This window comes from Embleya sp. NPDC020886 (genome assembly GCF_044333915.1).
Lineage (GTDB): Bacteria > Actinomycetota > Actinomycetes > Streptomycetales > Streptomycetaceae > Embleya.
In genome coordinates this window covers 144,991-167,091 of sequence record NZ_JBIRRX010000019.1, presented here as the reverse complement: position 1 = coordinate 167,091, position 22,101 = coordinate 144,991, and the positions used below count along the sequence as shown (strand labels likewise).

General features: G+C 71.7%; 19 protein-coding genes. 9 read left to right on the top strand and 10 right to left on the bottom strand.

Annotated features, from left to right (window positions below; genetic code table 11):
* Nucleotides 1-176 precede the first annotated feature (176 nt).
* The gene (locus tag ACH4U8_RS40690) at nt 177-914 is read right to left on the bottom strand and encodes an SDR family oxidoreductase (protein WP_395783217.1); all 738 of its coding nucleotides are present in this window, start codon (nt 912-914) and stop codon (nt 177-179) included.
* A 95-nt stretch (nt 915-1,009) separates the two neighbouring features.
* On the opposite strand from ACH4U8_RS40690, the gene ACH4U8_RS40685 reads away from it, so the two are divergent.
* The gene (locus ACH4U8_RS40685) at nt 1,010-1,873 is read left to right on the top strand and encodes a LysR family transcriptional regulator (RefSeq protein ID WP_395783215.1); all 864 of its coding nucleotides are present in this window, start codon (nt 1,010-1,012) and stop codon (nt 1,871-1,873) included.
* A 16-nt stretch (nt 1,874-1,889) separates the two neighbouring features.
* Here ACH4U8_RS40685 and ACH4U8_RS40680 read toward each other — a convergent pair whose 3' ends face one another.
* Nucleotides 1,890-3,491, bottom strand: coding sequence for a flavin monoamine oxidase family protein (locus tag ACH4U8_RS40680; protein ID WP_395783213.1), 1,602 nt, complete (start codon nt 3,489-3,491; stop codon nt 1,890-1,892).
* Nucleotides 3,492-3,751: 260 nt separating this feature from the next.
* Between ACH4U8_RS40680 and ACH4U8_RS40675 the strand changes: the two genes are divergently transcribed.
* Nucleotides 3,752-4,372, top strand: coding sequence for a GrpB family protein (locus tag ACH4U8_RS40675; protein ID WP_395783211.1), 621 nt, complete (start codon nt 3,752-3,754; stop codon nt 4,370-4,372).
* Between the two features lie 157 nt (nt 4,373-4,529).
* Here ACH4U8_RS40675 and ACH4U8_RS40670 read toward each other — a convergent pair whose 3' ends face one another.
* The 3 genes from ACH4U8_RS40670 to ACH4U8_RS40660 all read right to left on the bottom strand — a co-directional run bounded on the left by ACH4U8_RS40670 (nt 4,530) and on the right by ACH4U8_RS40660 (nt 6,547).
* Nucleotides 4,530-4,730, bottom strand: coding sequence for a hypothetical protein (locus ACH4U8_RS40670; protein ID WP_395783209.1), 201 nt, complete (start codon nt 4,728-4,730; stop codon nt 4,530-4,532).
* 623 nt (nt 4,731-5,353) lie between these two features.
* Nucleotides 5,354-5,890 (bottom strand): hypothetical protein, encoded by a 537-nt coding sequence (locus ACH4U8_RS40665; protein WP_379991629.1) that lies wholly within the window; start codon nt 5,888-5,890, stop codon nt 5,354-5,356.
* A gap of 243 nt (nt 5,891-6,133) precedes the next feature.
* The gene (locus ACH4U8_RS40660; RefSeq protein WP_395783207.1) at nt 6,134-6,547 is read right to left on the bottom strand and encodes an SSI family serine proteinase inhibitor; all 414 of its coding nucleotides are present in this window, start codon (nt 6,545-6,547) and stop codon (nt 6,134-6,136) included.
* 413 nt (nt 6,548-6,960) lie between these two features.
* Between ACH4U8_RS40660 and ACH4U8_RS40655 the strand changes: the two genes are divergently transcribed.
* The 6 genes from ACH4U8_RS40655 (at nt 6,961) to ACH4U8_RS40630 (ending at nt 13,898) form a co-directional block, all read left to right on the top strand.
* Nucleotides 6,961-8,580 (top strand): ABC transporter substrate-binding protein, encoded by a 1,620-nt coding sequence (locus ACH4U8_RS40655; RefSeq protein WP_395783205.1) that lies wholly within the window; start codon nt 6,961-6,963, stop codon nt 8,578-8,580.
* Nucleotides 8,580-9,539, top strand: a complete 960-nt coding sequence (locus ACH4U8_RS40650; protein ID WP_360324592.1) for an ABC transporter permease — start codon at nt 8,580-8,582, stop codon at nt 9,537-9,539. Before ACH4U8_RS40655 ends, ACH4U8_RS40650 begins: the two co-directional genes overlap by 1 nt.
* On the top strand, nt 9,536-10,435 hold the full coding sequence (locus ACH4U8_RS40645) for an ABC transporter permease (protein WP_395783203.1): 900 nt from the start codon (nt 9,536-9,538) through the stop codon (nt 10,433-10,435). The genes ACH4U8_RS40650 and ACH4U8_RS40645 overlap by 4 nt, the downstream gene beginning before the upstream one ends.
* Nucleotides 10,432-11,502, top strand: a complete 1,071-nt coding sequence (locus tag ACH4U8_RS40640; RefSeq protein ID WP_395783201.1) for an ABC transporter ATP-binding protein — start codon at nt 10,432-10,434, stop codon at nt 11,500-11,502. The genes ACH4U8_RS40645 and ACH4U8_RS40640 overlap by 4 nt, the downstream gene beginning before the upstream one ends.
* Nucleotides 11,499-12,338: an ABC transporter ATP-binding protein gene (locus ACH4U8_RS40635; protein ID WP_395783199.1), complete on the top strand. Its 840-nt coding sequence runs from the start codon at nt 11,499-11,501 to the stop codon at nt 12,336-12,338. Before ACH4U8_RS40640 ends, ACH4U8_RS40635 begins: the two co-directional genes overlap by 4 nt.
* 111 nt (nt 12,339-12,449) lie before the next feature.
* Entirely contained in the window at nt 12,450-13,898 is a 1,449-nt protein-coding gene (locus ACH4U8_RS40630; protein ID WP_395783197.1) for an amidase, read from the top strand.
* 48 nt (nt 13,899-13,946) lie between these two features.
* Here the strand turns inward: ACH4U8_RS40630 and ACH4U8_RS40625 are convergent, their stop codons facing one another.
* The 3 genes from ACH4U8_RS40625 to ACH4U8_RS40615 form a co-directional block, all read right to left on the bottom strand.
* Nucleotides 13,947-14,537, bottom strand: coding sequence for a TetR/AcrR family transcriptional regulator (locus ACH4U8_RS40625; protein WP_395783195.1), 591 nt, complete (start codon nt 14,535-14,537; stop codon nt 13,947-13,949).
* Between the two features lie 66 nt (nt 14,538-14,603).
* A complete protein-coding gene (locus tag ACH4U8_RS40620) occupies nt 14,604-16,088 on the bottom strand; it encodes an MFS transporter (RefSeq protein ID WP_395783193.1) in 1,485 nt (494 codons plus the stop codon).
* A 141-nt stretch (nt 16,089-16,229) separates the two neighbouring features.
* Entirely contained in the window at nt 16,230-16,856 is a 627-nt protein-coding gene (locus ACH4U8_RS40615) for a maleylpyruvate isomerase N-terminal domain-containing protein (RefSeq protein WP_380021195.1), read from the bottom strand.
* Between the two features lie 153 nt (nt 16,857-17,009).
* Between ACH4U8_RS40615 and ACH4U8_RS40610 the strand changes: the two genes are divergently transcribed.
* Nucleotides 17,010-18,434, top strand: a complete 1,425-nt coding sequence (locus ACH4U8_RS40610) for a DUF2252 domain-containing protein (protein ID WP_395783191.1) — start codon at nt 17,010-17,012, stop codon at nt 18,432-18,434.
* A 151-nt stretch (nt 18,435-18,585) separates the two neighbouring features.
* Here ACH4U8_RS40610 and ACH4U8_RS40605 read toward each other — a convergent pair whose 3' ends face one another.
* Together ACH4U8_RS40605 and ACH4U8_RS40600 are read right to left on the bottom strand one after the other, a co-directional pair.
* A complete protein-coding gene (locus tag ACH4U8_RS40605) occupies nt 18,586-21,129 on the bottom strand; it encodes an FtsX-like permease family protein (protein ID WP_395783189.1) in 2,544 nt (847 codons plus the stop codon).
* Nucleotides 21,129-22,043, bottom strand: a complete 915-nt coding sequence (locus ACH4U8_RS40600) for an ABC transporter ATP-binding protein (RefSeq protein WP_360312214.1) — start codon at nt 22,041-22,043, stop codon at nt 21,129-21,131. The genes ACH4U8_RS40605 and ACH4U8_RS40600 overlap by 1 nt, the downstream gene beginning before the upstream one ends.
* Nucleotides 22,044-22,101 lie beyond the last annotated feature (58 nt).

Here is a 22,101-nt window from a genome sequence, read left to right as displayed (position 1 = left end):
GCCCCTCGCTCGTGACTTCGTGTCCCTTCGCTTCGCTACGGGCCACGAAGTCAAAGTTTGCGGCTCCGCCGCTCTCCGCGCTGCGCGCGTCGATCACGGGGGCGGGCTGGGTCGGGGGCGCTGACGCGCCGAGGGGTGGGTGGGGCGGGTTGGGGTGGGTCGGGGGGCGGGTGGGGTTACCAAGGGATGATGCCTTCGTCCTCGGCGAAGGAGCCGGTGGGGCCGTTGTTGGGGAGGGTGGCGAGGTGGATGGCTGTGGCTGCGCCCTGTTGGGGAGTGCGGGGGCCGTGGAAGGCGGTGAAGTCGGTGGCTACCAGGCCGGGGCAGGCGGCGTTGATCAGGATGTTCGTGTCGGCGAGGTGGCGGGCGTACTGGAGGGTGACGGCGTTGAGGAAGGACTTCGACGGCGCGTAGGCGGCCATGATGGGGCCGATCTCGATGTTCGGGTCGGCCTGTCGGGTCAGGGAGGCGACGGCGCTGGAGACGTTGACGATGCGTGGCGACGCCGAGCGCCGCAGCAGCGGCAACATCGCGTTGGTCACCCGGATGACGCCGATGACGTTGGTCTCGACGACCGTGCGGACCAGGTCGAGGTCCAGCGTGCTGGGGTCCTGCACCCACCCCGGCCCCATGTCCCCGGAGATGCCGGCGTTGTTGACCAGGACGTCCAGGCGCCCGGCCTGCCGTTCGATCAGTGCTGCGGCCTCGGTGACGCTCCCGTCGTCGGTCACGTCCAGGGGCACCTCGAATGCGTCCACTCCGGCGGCGCGCAGCTTCTCGACGGCGGACGAACGCCGGGCCTCGTTGCGCGCTCCCACTCCCACGCGGTGTCCGAGGGCACCCAGCCCGGCCGCGATCTCGTATCCGATTCCCTTGTTCGCGCCGGTCACCAGCGCGATCTTCGTTTCGCTCATGGTGTCGATGCTCGCTCCCGGACGAATGGCGCAGCCAACACCGATCCGGTGCCCTGTCATACCCGGTGGGTATCACCGAGGGGTATGTTGTCGGCGTGGACACTTTGGAGACCCGCGAGCTGAGGTACTTCGCAGCCGTCGCGGAGGAGCTGCACTTCGGCCGCGCCGCCGAGCGCCTCGGCATGGCCCAACCGCCGCTGTCCCGGGCGATCCAACAGCTCGAACGGCGCCTCGGCGTCTCCTTGTTGGAACGCAACCGCCGCGGCGTCTCGCTGACCGTCGCGGGAGAGGTGCTGCTGCAGGAGGGCCGTGCCGCCCTGGACGCGACCACCGCCGCCGCTCGCCGCACCCGTCGCGCCGGTGGCGCCGACCGTCGCGGCGGCCCGCACAACCGTCTGGTGCTGGCCGTGAAGGCCGCCGCGTTTCACGAACTGCTCCAGAAGCTCCTGGACACCTACGCAGCCGAACCCGACGCCGTCGAGATCGAGGTGCTGCCGAGCGGTACGTGCGAGCAGGAGGAAATGTTGCGCGACGGCCGCGCCGATGTGGCGCTCATGCACGCGCCGTTCAACTCCCTCGCCGGGTTCGACAGCGAGGAACTGCTGACCGAGGGGCAGGTCGCCATCCTGCCCGTCGGGCACCCCCTCGCCGCGCACGAGACGCTGTCCATGGCCGACGTCGGCAACATCCCGGGCCTTCCGCTCGCCCGCTGGCCGCGCCACGGCAGCTACCCACCCGGCCCGGGCCCCGAGGTCCACGACCAGACGCAACTCGCCCAGCTCATCGCCCTCGGACGCACCGTGGCCGTCATCCCCGAATCCGCCCGCGCCTGGTTGTGGGCCGAACACACCGCCGTCCCGCTGACCGACGCGCCCCCCGTCGTCACCCACATCGCCTGGCCCGCGCACAGCCGCTCCCGTGCCCTCGCCGGGCTGGTCCGCACGGCCACCCGGCTTTGACCGCCGTTTCGGGTCCTCAGCTCGTCAGGGCGCGAGTGTGCACCTTTTCCACGGCCTTGCGGGCCGAGAGCATGGAACCGTGTTGCCAACCGAGCATGTTGCTGAGCCAGTCGCCGGCGTAGAAGACTCGGCCGGTCGGCTCGGTGAGCGGGCGGAATCGGGGACTGTTGACCACGCCGTTGTCCTGTGTGTCGGCCGGTTGCCAACCCCCCTCGACGAACGGTTCGAGACCCCACATGATCGACAACGAACCCGCCAGCTCGGTACGGGCCTTCGCGCCGTGCACCCGAACGCTGCGCTGCACCGCCTCGGCCAGGCGTTGGGCGGGCGGGAGCGACTGGATCGTGGTCTCCGCGCGCTCGAAGTAGGCCACCATCACGCCGCGTTCGCCGCGGTAGTCGGAGGAGGGGTACCACAGCGACCCGTCCTCGCCGTAGGAGGTGAGGCCGCCGTGGATCGCGAAGTCCTCCTCCCACCACCGACTGCGGTACTCCAGGCCGATCTTGCCGGGATACTCCGCCAGGAAGCCGCGCAGTAGTGCGGTCGCGTCGGCGGGCAGTCCGGCGATCCGGGCGGCCACCAGCGGCGGCGCGGTCACGATGCAGTACTCGGCGTCGAGCACGCCGTGCGCGGATCCGCGATACGACACCCGCGTCCCGTGCGGCCCGTCGGTGATCGAGGTGACCTCGATGCCGCAGCGAATCCGCTGCCGGCCGACCCGGTCGGCCAGGGCCTCGACGATCCGATCCATGCCGCCGACCGGCTGGAACAGGGTCGACGCCATGTCGAAACCGGCGTCGAGATACCAGTGCCGGGAGAGCTGCTCGGTGAACACGCGATCCAGCGAACCCCGGGGCGGCAACGGCACACCCGGCGATCCGGCCGCGCCGGGCACGACCGCGAACCCGCGCCGGCGCGGATCACCCCGGTAGCCCAGATCGTCGCCGAGGTCGCCCATCGTCTTCAGGAATCCGAGCAGACGTTCCTTGTCGGCCGCCGTCAACTCGCGATCGAGCGCGCCCTGATCGGTCACCTTCGCCAACAACTCGGCGACCACGCCGTACGCGTCCGCCTGCGCGGTCTGAAACCTCGGCCGGTCGGAGCTCTTCGGGTCGAACACGAACGTGTTCGTGTTCGATATCGCGAACACCTCCAGAGGCACCCCCAGTTCACGGCAGTAGTCGGTGCTGACCGACCACTGCGGCAGCATCGCCGGTCCGGCGTTGAAATACTGGCCGGGCGCGAAACTCGCCTGCTGCGTCACCCCGTTCCGGTCGGTCAGCACGTCACCGCCGCGCACCGTGAGACTGCGCCCGCCGATCCGCGGCCGGGCGTCCAGCACGGTCACATCGTGGCCGGCCTTGCCCAGTTCGTACGCGGCGGTCAGCCCGGCCACACCGGCGCCCACCACCACGACACTCGCCGGCCGGCGCCCGGTGAGCGTGAAGTCGGACGCGCGCGGCGCCCGGAACGGCGGCGTCGCGGCGCTCGCCGCCGACGGCGCGAGACCGAGCGCCCCCATCGCGGACAACGCCGCCCCGGCACCACCCACGGCACCCACGGTCCGGAGGAATCCGCGTCGGCTGGTCGGTCGATCGAACCCTTGGGAATCGTTCATGTCTGTCTCCCGCTCGTCGGGGGCCTGGAATGAAGACGGGGCACGCAAGGCAGGCGGCGGCGATCGCACGATCCGTGGTCCGCGGTCCGTGATTCATAGATCGACCCATCGATCTATTATTAGCGGACCGGTTGGGTTCCGCGTCAACTTTCCTGGGGGCAGGGCGGATGGGTACGGCATACTCCGGTTGCATTCGGTCCCGGCGGAGGAGGGCACCGGATCGGCCCGGGTTGCTCGATGCCCTCGATTACCATCGGTCAATGGCGAACGATGACGGGTGCGGTGCCGGCGATCGGCGGCAGGGCGGGCAACAGGGCGACGCACCCGGGGCGTTGCCGGCGGAGGAGGGCAATCCCTGGGTGCACGGCGCGCCCGCGGTCGAGCGCATCGAGGTGGTCGCGTACGACGAGGCGTGGCCGGGCCGTTATGCGGTGCTCCGGGATCGCATCCGGGAGGTCCTGGTGGACGGGATCCTCGACATCACCCACGTCGGCTCCACCGCCGTGCCGGGCCTCGCGGCCAAGGACGTGATCGACATCGACCTCGTGGTCGCGGACCCGCGTCGGGAGGAGACGTACGTCCCGCAACTCGCCGCGCTCGGCTACGACCTCACCGTGCGCGAACCCTGGTGGCACGAACACCGCATGTTGCGGCTCGCCCAACCGCGCGTGAATCTGCACGTGTTCGGTCCCGGCGCACCCGAACCCGTCCGGCACCTGAGGTTTCGGGACTGGCTGCGCTCGCACCCCGACGACTGCGACCTGTACGCGACCGCGAAGTCCGCCGCCGCGCCCGGCGCCCGCCATGCGATGGAGTACAACGCGCGCAAGGAGGCGGTGGTGCAGCGGATCTACGCTCGGATGCACGCGGCGGAGGGATAGCCGGGACGGAGCCGTCATTCGGGTCGGCGACGCGGGCCGATTCGCGGGGGTGGTGGGAGGTCGGCGTGCCGGTTCGGTTCGGTTCGGTTTTGGATGCCACCGTGTGGTGGTGAACTTCCTTGGTGAACTCCCTTGTGACACACCTGTTAACGGTCCGTCAGTGGGCCTTGGTGGTGCTGACGGCGCGCAGGTGGATCAGTACGTCGTAACTGGACACCAGGCGCGTGTTGTCGAGTTGCGAGTCCGTTGACCTAGCGGGCACCCGCGCCTTCCCGTAGGAACTCCCTTGGTGTTCCGTCCAGTTCGTCTGCACCGCCGAGGCGGCCGTGATGTGCTGATTGGGTGTGGGGAGGAACACGCCCTCACCCGTGTTGCGTTGCCATACGGAATGTTGTCGGCCATCGCCTTGTCCCGGTGCAGCATGGTCGCAGGCAGCCGCGCACCACGTTGTCCCGCATCCGCCGACGGTCGGCCAACGGAAGTCGCTGGTGCGTGTCGACGGTCTCGCCCATCCCGGCCGTGGGTCGCGACTCCCGGTCCCGGTCTCGGTGGAACCGTGCGTAACTTCGCCGACTCCGACGAGGTCGGCGGCGCCGATCATGCGATCGACGGCGCGCAGGTCGGCGTCGGGCGCGCCGGGTTCGGTGGAATGCGGGCGGTCGGGCACCGGCTCGGAGCGCTCGCGCCGGGTCCGGCTCGGGCGTCGCCGCACCGGCGGAGGCCGCCGGGCCGAGCGTGCCCGGACACAGCACGACGGGAGGCAGCAGGCCGAAAAGGGTTCGCCGGGACGGGTATTCGCCACGCGCGACGGTCGGATCCGGGCGAGCACGGGTTGCGCGCGGGGCGGTCGGCCATGTACCCGGGCCCTACGAACCGGCGCGTTACGGTTCGTAGTTCGGGGGAACGAGGACTCCGATACCGGTTCGCGCGGGCACCGATTCCCGGTGATGCCGGTTCATGGCCGGAAACGATCCCCCGAGGTCACGACGCACGACCGGACGACGCGTGGTACGGGCGATCCTGGTACGGGTGATCGCAGGTGCGCTCGACGGCCGCCGCCACACCGCCCGACCGCCCGGGCCCGACGCGGGCCCCGGTCCCCCGCCGGCCGGCGCCGACCGTGCCCAAGGCATAGGTCACCGCTCGGGTGAGTTCTGCGGTGCTTGCCGGGCGGAGCACCACCGCGTCCGGATCGGCGGCGTCGGCGGCGCGTTGGTCGGCGACGTCCAGGGCCAGGTGTTCGGCGAACTCCGCGACCGCCGCGCGCTGCTCGCGGTCCGGGTCGGTGTTGCCGACGGGTTCCTCGAACAGCAGGCCGACCCACGACTCCGGGTCCCGCGTGACCAGGACCTCGCCCACGTGCACCCCGCACCCGGGCAGGTCGTCGATCCCGGGCACCCGCCCCCACATCGGCACACCCCACTCGTCGGTGGGCCCGCCACACGGGTGCGCCGACCGCGCGCCCAGCGGGCAGGGGCCGCCCTCGTCCGGATCCTCGATGTGGCTATCGGATGTCATCACAGCTCCCGCGCGGACCCGTCGCCGATACGTCGACCGGGCCGCGGACGCGTTCGTCCTCGCACCCACAGCCCGGCACGCCCTCGACTCCAGCACGCCCACCCCGTCCGCGCCCCCGGAGCACGCCGAACGAGGGGCCACAATGCCACGAATGCCGCAATCGGTGGGCCGGGTCCTGTCGGCGATCGTCGGCGGTATCGGGGGCGATGCCGCGTGTGGCTCCTTGGGGCCCCGGGAGCCGGATCAGCGCGCTTGGGGCAGGACCGGGACGAGGTTGTCCCAGCGGGCGATCTCGCAGCCGTCGGTGCGCCTGAACTCGGCGTCGACCGAACGGCCCGCCCACGTGCCGGTGATGCGCGCGGTGGCCGGTCCGCCGTGGACCATCGTGCAGTGCGCACCGCCGGGCACCGGTGCGAAGGGGTCCGCGTCGACGGCGGTCGGGGCCTCCAGTCGATCGCAGGCCCGCGCGGGTTCCGGGTGGCTGCCGCCGGCGGGGTGGCATTGCAGGGTGTACGTCCGCACGCCTTCGGGATTGTCGGCCACGGTCACGGTGAGGCGGTCCACCGTCCGGGCGACGGCGGAGGGAATCGGGCCCTGGGTGACGACAACGACGGCGGCGACGGCAAGGAGGTGACGAAACAGCCTGGGGGAACTCATGCCGTCAGCGTAGTAGTTGATTGGGCACGGTGAGTGACCATTCCGTGATGGGTCGGCCTCGACCGCCCCCCACCGACGGCCTCTCGGCACCCACGACACCGCCCGCCCGACCGCCATCCGCCCGTCGGCCGCCGCCGCAGCCGGAATGCATCTCCACCCTCACCCCCACCAGGCAATTCGCCTCCGCTCGCCACTCCCCGTTCCAACCTCGTGACGGGTCGTCAAAAAGCGCGCACACGCTCTCTCGTGACGCATTGGAAACCTTTCCTCCATCCATGAGACACCTGCCCGCAAACCCTTGCGCGGGAACGTTCCCGCATCAATACTCACCGGCACCTGTCCTGACGCGCGCCACGCCGCATCCGCGTCGCTGTGCCTTCTTTGTCCCTCCGAAAGAGGTGGGTTACTTGCGCATGCCCAAAACCGCCGCCCTCGCCGCCGTCGTGGCCCTGACCGCCGTCGGGTGCTCGGGTGGTGGCAGCGACAACTCGTCGGCCTCGGACCCCGGGTACCGCATCACCAAGGACAGCCCCGCCGCCAAGGGACCGCTCGACAAGGTGAAGTGGTCGCTGTACGCCGAACCGCAGACGCTGGACTTCGCGTACGGCTTCGACTACCCGATCAACACCGTGCTCGCGAACGTGTGCGACCAACTCCTGCGCATCAACCCGGATCTGACCATCTCCCCCGGGCTGGCCGCCAAGTTCACCAACCCGGATCCGCTGACCTGGGTCTACTCGCTGCGCGAGAACGTCAAGTTCCACGACGGCACCGTGATGACCGCCAAGGACGTCGTGGCGAGCCTCCAGCGCCAGATGGATCCCGAAGTCGGCTCCGTGTACAGCACCGCCTTCAAGGACGTCGCGTCCATCACCGACACCGGCCCGCTCGAAGTCACCATCAAGCTCACCCGCCCCAACGTGCTGCTCAACGAGCAACTGGGCGCGTCGGCGGGCACCATCGAGAGCGCCGCCTTCCTGGCCAAGGCCGGCAAGGACTACGGCAACCCCCAGGGCGGCGTGAACTGCACCGGTCCCTTCGCCGTCAAGGAGTGGAAGCCCGGTACATCCATCACGCTCAAGCGCAACGACGCCTACTGGGACAGCGCGCTGATGCCCAAGACCGGCGAGGTCGAGTTCGTCTTCATCCAGGACCCGGCCGCGCGCGCCAACGCGTTGCTCACCGGCGAGGTCGACGGCGGCTACCTGCTGCCCACCAACTCGTACGACAAGCTCAAGGCCGGCGACGGCAAGCTGTACTTCGGTGACATCACCGGCAGTTACTCGGCCGCCGTCACCAACCTCAAGGGTGCCCTCGGCGACGTGCGGGTACGACGCGCGCTGTCCATGGCGATCGACCGCGAGGGCATCATCCAGGCGGGCCTGAACGGCTACGGCACCGTCGCCAAGGCGCCCGTTCCCGCCTCCGGTTGGGCCACCATCCCCGCCGAGCAGGCCAAGGCCCAGTACGACGCGCTGCCCCCCGTCACCCGGGACGTGGCCGGGGCCAAGAAGCTCATCGCCGAAGCCGGCGCGGGTGGCAAGAAGGTCGTCGTCGCGACCAGCAACCTGGCCCCGGAGATCACCGTCGCGACCAACGCCATCCAGGCCGCCGGCAAGGAGATCGGCCTCGACGTCGAACTCCGCACCATCGCCCCGGACGCGTACACCGCGCTGTTCACCGACCCGTCCAGCCGCGCGGGCATCGATCTCCTGGTCACCAGCGGCTACGACGTCACGCCGGATCCGTTGGAGTTCTACCAGACCCTGCAGACCGGCGAGTTCGCCAACTACGGGGGCTGGTCCGACCCCGAGTACGACACGATCGCGCAGCAGGCGCTGGGCACCGGCGACCCGGCGACCCGTGCCCAACTGACGGCCAAGCTGCAGGAGATCGCGCTGCGCGAGCTGCCCGCCATCTCGCTGTGGGACTCGCCGCTGTCGCTCTACCAGGGCAAGCGCGTCACCGGCGCCACCCCGAACATCACCCAGCTTTCCTTCCCCTGGGCCGCTACCCTGGGTGCCGCGAACTGATGAACCGTCCCCTGCTCCGATTCCTCCTCGGCCGCCTCGTCGGCCTGGTACTCGTGCTGTTCGCGACCTCGTTCGTGGTCTTCAGCGCCGTGCACCTGGCGCCGGGCGACCCGGTGTCCTTCCTGATGCGCGGGCGTCCGGTCACCCCGGCGGCCCGAGCCGCGCTGACCGCCCAGTATCACCTGGACGAACCCTTCGCCAAGCAGTACTTCCTGTGGCTCGGCGACGTGCTCGGCGGCGACTTCGGTCGCTCCGTGCAATTCCGGCAGGACGTGGCCGAGTTGATCTCGCAGAAGTTGCCGACCACGCTGTTCCTGATCGTCTACGCGATGGTGCTGGTCACCGTCGTCGGACTGATCCTGGGCATCGCCTCGGCCCTTCGGCCCGGTCTGGTCGACAAGCTCGTGCTGGCTTGGACGGGCACCTCGATCGCCATCCCGTCCTACATCGCGGCGACCGTGCTCACCTCGGTCTTCGCCGTCAAACTGGGCTGGTTCCCGCTCTACGGCGCGGGCGAGGGATTCGGCGACCGAGCGTGGCATCTGACCCTGCCGGCCATCGCGCTGGCGCTGACCTTCGCGGGCCTGCTGGCCCGGGTCACCCGCTCCGCGATGCTCGACGAACTCTCCCGCGAACACGTCGAGGTGGCCCGCTCGCGAGGCGTGCCGGAGAGTCTGGTGATCCGCAAGCACGTCCTGCGCAACGCGCTCGGCCCGATCGTCACGGTGGTCGGCACCATGGTCGCGAGCATGCTCGTGGCGACCTCGATCGTGGAAACCGCTTTCAGCGTCAAGGGAGTCGGTTCCCTGCTGATCAACTCGGTGACCGTCAAGGACTTCCCCGTGGTGCAGGCCCTGACCCTGCTGGTGGTCGCCGCGTTCCTGATCGCGAACCTGATCGTCGACCTGCTCCAACCGCTGATCGACCCGCGCGTCGCGCTGGGAGGTGACCCGAAGTGAATGCCTCCGCACCCGCGTCCGCACCGGACGCCACCGCACCGACACCGTCCACCCGGCGCGGCGCACCGGCCCGGATTCGCAAACTCGCGGCCCAGGGACCGCTGTTCACCGCGGCCGTGCTGGTCCTCGTGCTGCTCGTGCTGCTCGCGGTGTTCGCACCGCTGCTCGCGCCCTACGATCCCGACGCCATCGATCTGAAGAACTCGCTGGCCGGTACCGGCCCCGATCACTGGTTGGGCACCGACCAGTCGGGCCGCGACATCTTCAGCCGACTGTTGTACGGAGCCCGTACCGGGCTGCTGGGGCCGCTCGCGGTGGTCGGCGTGTCCACCGTGCTCGGCATCGCGATGGGCGTGGTGGCCGCGTGGCGCGGCGGTTGGGTCGACTCGCTGCTCTCGCGCTCGATGGACCTGCTGTTCGCGTTCCCGGCGATGTTGCTGGCGATCCTGTGCGTGGCGGTGTTCGGCGCGGGACTGACCGCACCGGTCATCGCGATGATGGTCGCCTACACCCCCTACGTCGGCCGCCTGGTGCGCTCGATCGCGCGCCAGGAACAGACCAGGCCCTACATCGAGTCCTATCGGGTCCAGGGCTGGTCCGGCTGGGCGATCTGCACGCGGCATCTGATCCCCAACATCACCCCGACCGTGCTGGCCCAGTCGGCGATCAACTTCGGCTACGCGCTGATGGAACTCGCGGGCCTGTCCTTCCTCGGCTTCGGTGTCCAGGCGCCCACCGCCGACTGGGGCGTCATGGTCAGCGAGGGGCAGAACCCGCTCCTCAAGGACGTGCTGCTGCCCGCCCTCGCGCCCGCGACGGCCATCGTCATCGCGGTCGTCGCATTCGGAATCGTCGGCGAAGGTCTCGCCGACCGTGTCTCCAAGCGGGATAGGTGAGCGCCGTGTTCGACAAGACGACGGCCGACGACCCGGCCACGCGACCCGCGACGACCGAGCCCGATGCCGACACCGCCGTCGCCGCCGACGACGCGCGGGGTGTACCACTGCTCGACATCGCCGGCCTGACTCTGCGACTGCCGGACCACGCTGCCGCGCGCCCGATCCTGAACGGAGTCGACCTGCGGGTCGAACGCGGCGAAACCGTGGGCCTGGTCGGCGAGTCCGGCTCGGGCAAGTCGGTGGCCTGCCGCACCGTGCTCGGCCTGTTGCCCAAGGGGGCGAGCACCGAGGGCACCGTCCGTGTCGAGGGCACCGACGTGCTCGCCCTGCGCGCGGCCGGGCTGCGCGAGGTGCGCCGGCACAAGGTCGCGATGGTGTTCCAGGACCCGCGTGCGTCGGTGAACCCGATGCGCCGAGTCGGTGACTTCCTCACCGAGGGGCTGCGGGTACGCGGCATGCCCAGGAAGCAAGCGTCCGCCCGGGCCGAGGAGTTGCTGACCGAGGTCGGCATCCGCGACCCGCACGGCGCGCTGCGCCGCTTCCCGCACCAGTTCTCCGGCGGCATGCTCCAGCGTGTGGTGATCGCCGCCGCCCTGGCCGGCGACCCCGCGTTGCTGCTCGCCGACGAGCCGACCACCGCGCTCGACGTCACCACCCAGGCGGAGGTCGTCGGCATCCTGCGACGCCTGCAACAGCGGCACGGCACCGGCATGTTGTTCGTGACCCACGACCTGGAGCTCGCGGCGGCGATCTGCGACCGCATCTACGTCATGTACGCGGGGCGCATCGTCGAATCCCAGCCGGTCGCCGAGCTGTTCGCCCGACCCAGGCATCCGTACACGGCCGCGCTGCTGGCCTCGACACCGCGCCTGGAGCCGGACGCGGCGCCGCCGCGCCCGATCCCGGGACGGCCGGTGTCCCTCGCGGAGGCACCCACCGGCTGCGCCTTCGCGGCCCGTTGCGCGTTCGCGATCGAGCGCTGCCGAACCGAGACTCCCGAGCTGGTGCACGACGGCCCGGCGGCCGTCGCGTGCCTGCGGGCGGACGAAGGGATCCTCCAGTGAGCACGTCCACCGACCCGGCCCCGGCCCTGCTCGAAGTCCGCGGCCTGTGCCGCACGTTCGGCGACCACAAGGCGGTGGACGACGTCGGCTTCACGCTGCCGCCCGGCGGCTCGCTGGGCATCGTCGGCGAATCCGGCTCGGGCAAGACCACCACCGCCCGGATGCTCGTCGGTCTGGAGACCCCGGACGCCGGCAGCATCACGGTGGAGGGCCACGAACGGGCCCACCGGCCACGCACCCGTGCGGAACGCCTGGCCCGGGCCCGGGAGATCCAGATGGTCTTCCAGGACCCCTACCTCTCCCTCGACCCGCGGATCACCGTCCAGGACAGCATCGACGAGGTCCTGCGCCTGCACACGCCCGAGGCCGATCGGCCCGGGCGGGCCACCCGGCTGGCCGAACTGCTCGACCAGGTGGGCCTGGGCACCCGCGAGGCCGGCGCCCTGCCCCGCCGGCTCTCCGGCGGTCAGCGCCAACGCGTGGCCATCGCCCGTGCGTTGGCGGCCACCCCTCGGGTGCTGATCCTGGACGAGGCGGTCGCCGCGCTCGACGTGTCCATCCAGGCGCAGATCCTGGACCTGCTGGCCCGTATCCGTCGGGAGCAGGGCATCGGCTACCTCTTCGTCAGCCACGATCTGGCGGTCGTCCGGCACATCACCGACGACGTCGTCGTGCTGCGCCACGGCCGGATCGTCGAGTCGGGTCGCACCGCGGACGTCCTGTCCGCGCCGCAACACCCCTACACCCGCCTGCTGATCGACTCGGTGCCGGGCGTGGGCTGGGACCCGGAACGCATCGCCGAAAGCCGACGCGCACTCGCCGAACAAGAGGCGTGAGCGTCGGCGCGCCGGCGCGGGTCGACGGGGCCGGGGGCCCGCCGACCCGCGCCGGCCGGCGCCGCGCCCGCCGAACACCACCGAACCCCTAGAACTCACAGGGAAGTCGCCATGACCACCACCCCGTCCACCGATCTCGCCTACCTCACCGCGACCGAGGCCCTGGCCGCCTTCCGCACCCGCGAGCTCTCCCCCGTCGAACTGCTCACCGCCGTCCTGGACCGGGCCGCCGCCGCCGAGCCCGTCGTCAACGCGGTCGTGGAGTCCCTGCACGACCAGGCGTTCGCGGCGGCGCGCGAGGCCGAGCAGCGCTACCTCGGCAAGGGTCGCGGCGAGGTTCGCCCGCTGGAGGGCATCCCGGTCGCGGCCAAGGAGGAGCACCCCATCGAGGGGCATTCGATCCGTCAGGGATCGCTGCTGCTCGTCGACGAGGTCGCCACCGAGACGCACCCGGTGATCCAGCGGATCACCGACGCGGGCGGCATCGTGCACATGCGCACCAGCACGCCCGAGTTCTGCGCCGCCGGGTTCACCAGTTCGAAGTTGTGGGGGGTGACCCGGAACCCGTGGAACCCCGAGTACTCGTGCGGCGGTTCGTCGGGTGGTTCGGGTGCCGCGCTGGCCGCCGGATACGCGCCGCTGGCCAGCGGCTCCGACATCGGCGGTTCGATCCGCATCCCGGCCTCGTTCAACGGTGTCGTGGGGTTCAAGCCGCCGTTCGGCCGGGTGCCGGCGATGCCGCCGTACAGCCTCGACCAGTACTGCCACGACGGCCCGATGGCGCGCACGGTCGCCGACTGCGCGCTGCTGGAGAACGTCATCGCGGGGCCGTGGAAGGGCGACGTCGTGTCGCTGCGTCCGAAGCTGGTACTGCCCGAGCAGTTCGCCGGCGCGCGCGGCGCGGAGGGCCTGCGGATCGCGCTGAGCGTCACCCTCGGCGACCACCCGATCGACCCCGAGGTGGCCGCCAACACGCGCGCCACCGCCGAGGCCCTGCGCGCCGCGGGTGCGGTGGTCGAGGAGGTCGAGCTGAGCTGGACCCGCGAGTTGGTCAACCGGGCCCTGATGGCCCACTTCGCCGCGATCATGGGCGCCGAGGCGGGCGAGGCGATCAATGCCGCGCCGGACCTGGTCAACCCGTACCTGCGGGCGTTCCACGAGAAGGCCGCGGCCTGCCGGACCTCGTTCGCCGAGGGGCTCGCCCTGGAAGGCGCCATCTACGCCGAACTGGGCGAACTGCTCGACGGGTTCGACGCGTTGATCTGCCCCACCACGGCCATCCCGGCGTTCGTCGCGGACGACGACTACACCGAGACCAAGGTCGTGGTGGACGGCGTCGAGCTGGACTTCTACCTGGACGCGGCGCTGACCCCGCCGTTCAACATCTGCAGCCGGGTCCCCGTCCTGGCCGTGCCGTCGGGCTTCGCGTCCAATGGTGTGCCCACCGGTGTGCAGATCGTCGGCAAGACGTACGACGACGAGATGGTCTTCCGCGTCGGCGCGGCCCTCGAAGCGGTCCGTCCCTGGGCCTACACCCCGAACAGCCGCCCGACCCTCTGACGGGATCCCCGGTGCCCGCCCGGCCACACCGGGCGGGCACCGGCGGGCTCACCCGGGTGCGGCCAGGACCGAGCGCAGGGTCGCGGCGATGGTGTCCCCGGCCGCGGCGGGATCCAGGCGGCCGGCGTCGACCTCGTCCGCGGCGGTGTGGATCACCCCGTAGTAGGTCGCGGTCAGCCACGCGGCCGGGAGGTCGGTGCGGACGGCACCCTCGTTCCGACCGCGCGCGACGAGTTCGTCGACCCGGGTCAGGACCCGGGCGTGGTGTCGGCGCAGGCTCGCCTCGCCCAGTGCCTTGAGGGCCGCCCGACGCAGGCCGCGGGTGCGGTCCAGCACCTGCCAGCCCTCGCGGGCGAGTCGCACCAGTGCCTCGTCGGCCGACCCGGCGGTGCCCTCGACGTCGTCGAGCAGCGCGTGCATCTCGCCCAGCACCTGCCCGATCGTGGCTTCCAGGAGCACGTCCCGGGAGCCGAAGTGCCCGTACAGGGTCACCCGTCCGACGCCGGCGGCGCGTGCGATGTCCGTCATCGTGGCGTCCGGGTCGCGCCCGAAGGCGCCGAGCGCGGCGGCGAGGATGGCGGCGATGTTGCGTTCGGCGTCGGCTCGTCGCCGTACGGCCGGTGGTGATGTCGCACCCATGGTGGTCAACCCTACTGTCGAAGTCGTCCCGCCCGCGTGGCCGCGGTGCCGGCCCGGTGGCGAGGGTCAGTGCACGTGCCTCGGGCCGTCGGAGGCGGGCGGCCTGCCCGCAGGCACGAGTACCCATGCCACGAGCGCCGCGACCGCGGCCGTGCCCGCGCAGCCGAGGAACGCGTCGGTGTACCCGCCGACTCCACCGGCATCGCCGCCCGCGAGGCTGGGTGCGGCGATCGCCGAGACCAGGGCGACGCCCAGCGCGCCGCCGAGTTCGTGGAAGGTGTTGACGACGCCCGAGGTGATGCCCGCCTCGTCGTGCCGCACCCGGGACATCGCCGTGGTGGTCGCCGCGACGAAGGCGGGTCCCAGGCCCGCCGCCGCCAGGGCCAACCCGGGGACCACGTCGGACGGTCCGCCGTGCTCGGGCAGCCGGCTCAGCCACAGGGCCCCGGCCGCGGCGATCGTCAGACCGCCCGCTCCCACCGGCCGGGCACCGACCCGACCGACCAGCAGGCTCCCGACATGGGCACCGACGGCCACCGCGACGGCCACCGGCAGGAAGACCGCCCCGGTCCGCAACGGGCCGAAGCCCAGGGCGTGTTGCAGGTAGAGCGAGCCGAGGAAGAACAGCGGGATCAACAGTCCGCTCGCCACGAGCATCACGAACGCGCCGGAGACCACCGGTCGGCGGGTCAGCAGGGCCAGAGGCACCAGGGGGTCGGTGCGCGTGCGCTCGACGAGGACGAAGAGCGCGTAGCCGACCGCGGCCCCGGCCAGTGACGCCAACGTCCACGGCGACGTCCAACCGAGATCGCCCGCCCGCGTCACACCCAGGATCAACGCCGCCGTTCCCGCCGTGGCCGCGAGCGCTCCCGCCAGGTCCGGGCGGGTTCGCGCGGCGACGGGCGGCGCGACCGGGATCACCGACCCGGCCAGGGCCAGCACGAGCGCGCCGATCGGCACGTTGGCGAAGAAGATCCATTGCCAACCCGGGCCGGCCGTCAACAGCCCGCCGACCAGGACGCCGGCCGCCGCCCCGCTCCCGCCGATCGCCGCCCAGACGCCGAGTGCGCGGTTGCGTTCCGGGCCGTGGAAGGTGACCGTCACCAGCGCGAGCGCCGCCGGCGACAACAGCGCGGCCGCAGCGCCCTGCGCGACGCGGGCGCCGAGCAGCACCGCGCCGTTCGGGGCGAATCCGGCGGCCAGCGACGCGGCGGTGAAGACGGCCAGGCCCAGCAGGAATCCGGTCCGCCGGCCCAGCGTGTCCGCGATCCGCCCACCCAGGATCATCAGGCCGCCGAACGCGAGGGCGTAGGCGGTGACCACCCAGGTCAGCGGCTCCCGCCCGAGTCCCAGGTCCGCGCCGATGCTCGGCAGCGCGACGTTCACCACCGTGACGTCCAGGATCAGCATGAACTGTGCGACGCACACCAGGACCAGCACGAACCAACGCCGGCGCACCGGCGGGTCCTGCGCCTCGACCCGCGGATGCGCGTGGGTGTGCGGGTCGGGCACGTGGTGCGCGCCGACCGTGGACGGGCTGTCGTGGGACATCGTTTCGCTCCTCGAAGTGCCGGCCCGAGCGGGCGGACCGGCGACCGGGTCCGGCCGCCGACACCCGCCGGACATCTCGTACAGGCGTGTTCGAGTAAGCGAAGCGCATCCAGGAAAGCGGTACAACCGTGTTCGAGTTACCTACGCCGAGCGCGTCTCGGGGCGGGGCGGATCGTGCGGGATCGTGCCGTCCCACTCGTCCAGCGGGGCACAGTGCCATCGCCAACCGGTCTGCCGGGCGCAGCCGGGCAGGTCCCGCCGGCCGTTCGCCCACAACAGCGTCTCCCAGGGGTCCGGGTGCGCCGGGGCCCACGGGAACAGCCGTGCCGCGGTGGCCCGCGCGAGGTCGCCGGCCGGCGTGAACTCCACCTCCAGGCCGCGCAGGGCGTCGTACGTGTGCACGAGCATCTCGTCGCAGGCCATCGCCGCGAAGCCGGAGGCGTCGGCCGCGCCGAAGGGGTGAAAACCGCGCGCGTCGGCGGTGGAGCCCTCGATCACGCGGCCCAGCACGGTCGCGAACGTGTCCAGCGTGCGCACCAGGTCGGCGGGCGGCGTGGCGGGCCGGACCCCGAGGTCCATGGTGCTCAATTCCCGGGCCCCGCCCGCCAGATCCGTGGCATACCAGAGCAGGGTGTCGCCGACGTGCGCGACGGCCTGGGCAACCGTCCACGTCATGCCGGGGACCGGCCGATCCCAATCCCGCCCGACCTGACCTTCGAGGGCTGTCCGGCAGGTTTCCGTCACGACCGAGAGCGTCTTCGCATCCATGGCGTGATTATCTCGACACGGCGCGCGATTTCGGCGCGAAGCCCTTCCCGCGTCGGCATCACTCGTTGGAGGCACTCGGCTCGCGAGGGGTGCGGGACTCGGGTCTGCTGTGGGGTGGGCCGGGTGTCGTCCTCGGTTCCGGAAGGGCATGTGATGACGCCGAAGGCGGATACCAGGGTGCGCGATGCGGCGGGAGCGTCGCCTCGGGAGCGGGCCGAGCGGGGGCGGGCGGCGCGGGCGAAGGCGCCCCGCTCCAGTCATGGCGAGTACGCGCCGGTTCGGCGGCGGCCGGATCCGATCGACGTGATCGAGGCGCAGTCGGCGTCGCGGGTGCCGGAGTTGGTGCCGATTCGCTATGGGCGCATGTCGGAGTCGCCGTTTCGGTTCTATCGGGGTGCCGCCGCGATCATGGCCGGGGATCTCGCGGGTACGCCCGCCTCGGGGCTTCGGGCGCAGTTGTGCGGTGACGCGCACCTGATGAATTTCCGCTTGTTGGCCTCGCCCGAACGGCAGCTGCTGTTCGATCTCAACGACTTCGACGAGACCCTGCCCGGTCCGTGGGAGTGGGACGTGAAGCGGTTGGCCACGAGTCTGGTCATCGCGGGGCGGGAGAACGGCTACACCGATGAAGAGCGTGCGCACGTGGTCGCCGCGACCGTTCGCACCTATCGGGAACAGATGCGCCGGTTCGCCGGGATGCGCAATCTCGACGTGTGGTACGCCAAGGCCGACGCGGACCTGCTCCAGGCCCTGGCATCGGGACGGTTGCACAAGCGCGGGCGCAAGCGGATGTCCCGGGCACTGGCCAAGGCGCGCACCCGGGACAGCCTCCAGGCGTTCGGCAAGCTCACCCACGAGGTCGACGGCCGGCCCCGGATCGTCTCGTCGCCGCCGCTGATCACTCCGGTCTCCGAACTCCTCCTCCCCGATGGCATGCACAACGCGTTGCGCGAGCGGCTCGACGAACTGATCGACCGCTATCGACGCACGCTGCGCTCGGACCTTCGGCGCCTGCTCGACCAGTACACCGTGGTGGACATGGCCCGCAAGGTGGTCGGGGTGGGCAGCGTGGGCACCCGTTGTTGGATCATCCTGCTGATGGGGCGGGACGGCCGGGATCCGTTGTTCCTCCAGGCCAAGGAGGCCGACACCTCCGTGCTGGCGGCGCATGCGGGCGCGAGCGCGTATCCGATGCAGGGCGAGCGCGTGGTCGCGGGTCAGCGCCTGATGCAGGCCGCGGGTGACATGATGTTGGGCTGGATCCGCCTGGATGGCATCGATGGTCGCGAACGCGATTTCTACGTACGGCAGTTGCGCGACTGGAAGGGCATCGCCGAGCCGTCCCTGATGGTACCGCGCGGCATGCGCGCGTTCGGCGAGCTGTGTGGCGCGACGCTCGCCCGCGCGCATGCCAGGTCCGGGGACCGGATCGCGATCGCGGCCTACCTGGGCGGTGGCGACGTGTTCGACCGGGCCCTGACCACCTTCGCCGAGGCGTACGCCGACCAGAACGAACACGACCACGCGGCCCTGTTGGCGGCGGTGAAATCGGGACGGGTGAGCGCCGAGGACGCGTAGGGCGTCCGGCCGGACGCGAATCGGGGCCGCTGCCCGGCCGGCACCCGATGCCATCGGTCGAACGTCGACGTGCCGCCGCCCCCTGTCGCCCCGTGGTGGGGGCGACAGGGGGCGGCGGGTGAAGGGGGTGGTTACTCCTTCGAAGGGGTGGTCACTCCTTTGCGCCGACCGCGTCGATGGGTTCGATGCGCAGCAGGCGTCGGGTGACCGGGGCCACCGAGAGCGGCGCCAGGAGCAGGGCTGCGGCGCTGATGCCGAGGAGCAGCGGGATCGGGATGTAGGGGGTGCTCTCGCCGAAGGCGCCCTTGCCGAACGGGACGAGCGTGATCATCGCGATGGTCAGGCCCAGGGCCAGGCCGATGACGCCGACCAGGACCGCCTCGCCGCGCATCACCGCGCGCACCTGGGCGTGGGTGCTGCCGATCATCCGCATCAGGCCGAGTTCGCGGCGGCGGGCGGCGGTGGAGACGATCATCGTGTTGACGGCGGCGATGGTGGCGAAGCCGGCCAGGATGATCAGCATCACCTGGTTGGTCCACTTGTTGGTTTCCCGGGCCTGGTCGCGCTCGGCGGCGTAGCCGGCGCGGTCGGAGACCTTGGCGGCGGGGTGTTGCCCGGCGACCTTGCTCAGTGCGGCGTCGGCGGCGGCGGTGTCCGCACCGTCGGCGAAGCGTACGAGCAGGCGGCCGTCCATGGCGGCGTCGACGTGGTGTTCCACGGTGGCGCGCGGGAGGGTGACCGCCGCGGTGCCCAGGCCGCGGTCGTAGGTGGCCACCAGGGTCGGCTTGATCTTGGTGCCGTCGCCGAGGCGCATCTCGATGGGCTTGCCGACCCGTGCCTTGACGACGTCGGCGGTGAGCCGGTCCATCGCGACCGCGCCGCCGGGGGGCTGGGCCGCGCCGGGGCGCAGGGCGGCCAGGTCTCCGTTGCGGACGCCGAGGTCGAGGACCTTGGCGAGGTCGCCGCCGGTGCCGCCGACGGCCTGGGTGGGGTACTTCTCCAGCGCGTCGGAGGTGGACATGACCACGCTGGTGGTCATGATCGAGGCGACCGCGTCGACGCCGGGGATGTGTGCGATGTCGCCGGCCGTGCGGGCCGGGAAGCCGGGGCCGGTGACCACCCGGTCGGCGGTCAGGGCGGCCTTGGACTGCTTTTCGCTGTAGTGGTCCTGCGCGGCGAACATGAACATGAGCGTGGTCGCGAAGGCGACGGTGAGCGTGATCGGGGTGATCGCGGAGGCCAGGCGGCGCGAGTTCGTGCGGGCGTTGTCGAAGGCGAGTTGCCCGGGGGCGCCGAACAGGCGCAGGACGACGCCGGTGAGCAGGACGAACAGGTGCGCGATGAGCGGGCCGAGCAGGCCGACGCCGAGCATGAACAGCATGATCACGCCACTGGCCGCCGCGACCGCCTGATCGCCGCTGACCTTCATCGCGAGGCCGGAGAGGACCGCCGCGCCCGCGAGCGCGACCAGGCCCAGGCCCAGGCGGAACCAGCCGACTCGGGCCCGCTCGATACCGGCTTCGCCGAGTGCCTCGGTGGGCTTGGTCCGGGCGCTTGCCCGGGCGGCCAGGAGCCCGGCGAGGACCGCGGACAGGATGCCGGCGCCGACCGCGGCGAGCATCGGGAACGGGCTGATCGACAGGCTCACGCCGTGCTCGACCATGCCCCGGTCGACCATCCGGTCGAACCACAACCGGGCGAGCAGGGTCCCGGGCAGCACCCCGACCAGGCCGGCGGCCAGGGCCACGCAGCCCGCCTCGGTGGCGATCATGCGGCGGATCTGCCAGGGGGTGGCGCCCACGGCGCGCAACAGGGCGAAGTCGCGGCGGCGCTGGGCCACGGACAGCGAGGTGGCACCGGCGACGACGAAGATCGAGACCATCGCGACGACGCCGCCGAAGGACCCGCCGACGGCGGTGAGCATGACCTTGGTGTCGCCCAGTGCGGGGTGGTCGACCTCGCCGCGCCCGTCCCCGGTGCGGACCTTGACGTCGGCGTCTTTGAGGGTCTTGCGCAGGTCGCCGGCGACCTTCCCGGTGGAGGCGCCGTCGGCGAGCAGGACGCCGAACGCGGTCACCTTGCCGGGATTCCCGGCGAGTCCGGCCGCCGCGGAGTCGGCGACGTACAGGTGGGCGCCCCGGCCCGGGACCACGGTCGCGACCTTGAGGGTGGTCTCGCCCGAGGGGGTGGTCACCCGCAGCGTGCTGCCGGGGACGATGCCGGTGTCGGCCCGGGCGGCGGCGTCGGTGGTCAGCACCGCCTCGCCGGCCCCGGGGGCGATGCCGACCTGGGTGGTGCCCGCCAGGCGGGCGGCGGACCAGGGGTGGGCGTCGAGGACCGCGGCGGGAGTCTGCGCGGGGAAGGTGAGGTCGGGCAGGACGGTGGCGACACCGGGTACGGCCGCGATGCGCGCGGCCAGCCCGGCGTCGATCCGGGAGCGCTCGGGCAGGGCGACGGTGGCTTCCTCCTTGTCCTCGCCGCTGCCGAAGGTCTTGTGCACGCTGTTCTGGCCGGCGACCACGATCGGCGTGTCCGCGTAACGACCGGGCGGTACGTGGGCGCGCAGGCCGCTTTCCAGGAAGATCCCGCACATCGTCACCAGCGTGGCGGCGAACAGCAGGGCGATGAAGGATCCGGCGAATGACGCGGGTCGAAAGCGCACGGAGGTACGGGCGAGCCCGTTGCTGCGGAACATCAGGCGGCCCGCCCCTGCGCTCGGGCCGGCTGCGACAGGGCGACCATCCGGGCGGCGACCGCTTCGGGGGTGGGTGCGTGCAGGTGGCCGGCCAGGTGACCGGCGGCGAGGAAGACGACCCGATCGGCGTAGGAGGCGGCGACCGGGTCGTGGGTGACCATGACGATGGTGGCGCCGCTCTCGTCGACGGCCCGGCGCAGCAGCCCGAGCACGTCCGCGGCCGTGGTGGTGTCCAGCGCCCCGGTGGGCTCGTCGGCGAACAGCACGTCGGGCCGGGTGACCAGGGCGCGGGCGATCGCGACGCGTTGTTGTTGGCCGCCGGAGAGCTGCGCGGGGCGACGGTTCGCGTGCTCGTGCAGACCGACCATGGCGAGCACCTCGGCGGCGCGGCGGCGGTCGGCGCGTTCGCCGGCCAGGCGCAGCGGGAGCAGCACGTTCTTCTCGACGGTGAGCGAGGGCAGCAGGTTGAACGCCTGGAAGACGAAGCCCAGGCGGGTGCGGCGCAGCCGGGTGAGTTGGTTCTCGTTCATCGCGGTGAGGTCGTCGTCGCCCAGCAGCACACGACCCGAGCCGGGCTTGTCGAGTCCGGCGGCGCAGTGCAGGAAGGTGCTCTTGCCGGAGCCGGAGGGGCCCATCACGGCGGTGAAGGTGCCCTGGGGGATCTGCAGATCGACACCGCGCAATGCGTGCACCGTCTCCGCGCCGCTCCCGTAGGTCTTGACGACCCCTTCGAGTCGTACGGCGGGCGGGCCGGCGGGGGCGGGTGCCGGCGCCTGAGCGGCGGGTGCGTACGGGAAGGCGGCGGGCTCGCCGTGGTGCGGGGGGAGCCGGTGCGGTACGGACCGGTCCGGGCGGGGGGACGCGGCGGGCCCCGGATTCGCCCGTCGGTCGCCTCGTTTGCCTCGCCCGAACATGGTGCCTCCCGTAAAGATTTCGACCGTCGAGTGATTCGGCGACCACGACGCCATGGGT

Excerpts from the sequence above, each read along its gene's own strand:
- ACH4U8_RS40660 (WP_395783207.1), bottom strand. The coding sequence starts at position 6,547 with ATGAGTTCCCCCAGGCTGTTTCGTCACCTCCTTGCCGTCGCCGCCGTC.
- ACH4U8_RS40680 (WP_395783213.1), bottom strand. The coding sequence starts at position 3,491 with ATGAACGATTCCCAAGGGTTCGATCGACCGACCAGCCGACGCGGATTC.
- ACH4U8_RS40605 (WP_395783189.1), bottom strand. The coding sequence starts at position 21,129 with ATGTTCCGCAGCAACGGGCTCGCCCGTACCTCCGTGCGCTTTCGACCC.
- ACH4U8_RS40610 (WP_395783191.1), top strand. The coding sequence starts at position 17,010 with ATGACGCCGAAGGCGGATACCAGGGTGCGCGATGCGGCGGGAGCGTCG.
- ACH4U8_RS40615 (WP_380021195.1), bottom strand. The coding sequence starts at position 16,856 with ATGGATGCGAAGACGCTCTCGGTCGTGACGGAAACCTGCCGGACAGCC.
- ACH4U8_RS40675 (WP_395783211.1), top strand. The coding sequence starts at position 3,752 with ATGGCGAACGATGACGGGTGCGGTGCCGGCGATCGGCGGCAGGGCGGG.
- ACH4U8_RS40600 (WP_360312214.1), bottom strand. The coding sequence starts at position 22,043 with ATGTTCGGGCGAGGCAAACGAGGCGACCGACGGGCGAATCCGGGGCCC.
- ACH4U8_RS40625 (WP_395783195.1), bottom strand. The coding sequence starts at position 14,537 with ATGGGTGCGACATCACCACCGGCCGTACGGCGACGAGCCGACGCCGAA.
- ACH4U8_RS40650 (WP_360324592.1), top strand. The coding sequence starts at position 8,580 with ATGAACCGTCCCCTGCTCCGATTCCTCCTCGGCCGCCTCGTCGGCCTG.
- ACH4U8_RS40620 (WP_395783193.1), bottom strand. The coding sequence starts at position 16,088 with ATGTCCCACGACAGCCCGTCCACGGTCGGCGCGCACCACGTGCCCGAC.
- ACH4U8_RS40655 (WP_395783205.1), top strand. The coding sequence starts at position 6,961 with ATGCCCAAAACCGCCGCCCTCGCCGCCGTCGTGGCCCTGACCGCCGTC.
- ACH4U8_RS40665 (WP_379991629.1), bottom strand. The coding sequence starts at position 5,890 with ATGACATCCGATAGCCACATCGAGGATCCGGACGAGGGCGGCCCCTGC.
- ACH4U8_RS40630 (WP_395783197.1), top strand. The coding sequence starts at position 12,450 with ATGACCACCACCCCGTCCACCGATCTCGCCTACCTCACCGCGACCGAG.
- ACH4U8_RS40690 (WP_395783217.1), bottom strand. The coding sequence starts at position 914 with ATGAGCGAAACGAAGATCGCGCTGGTGACCGGCGCGAACAAGGGAATC.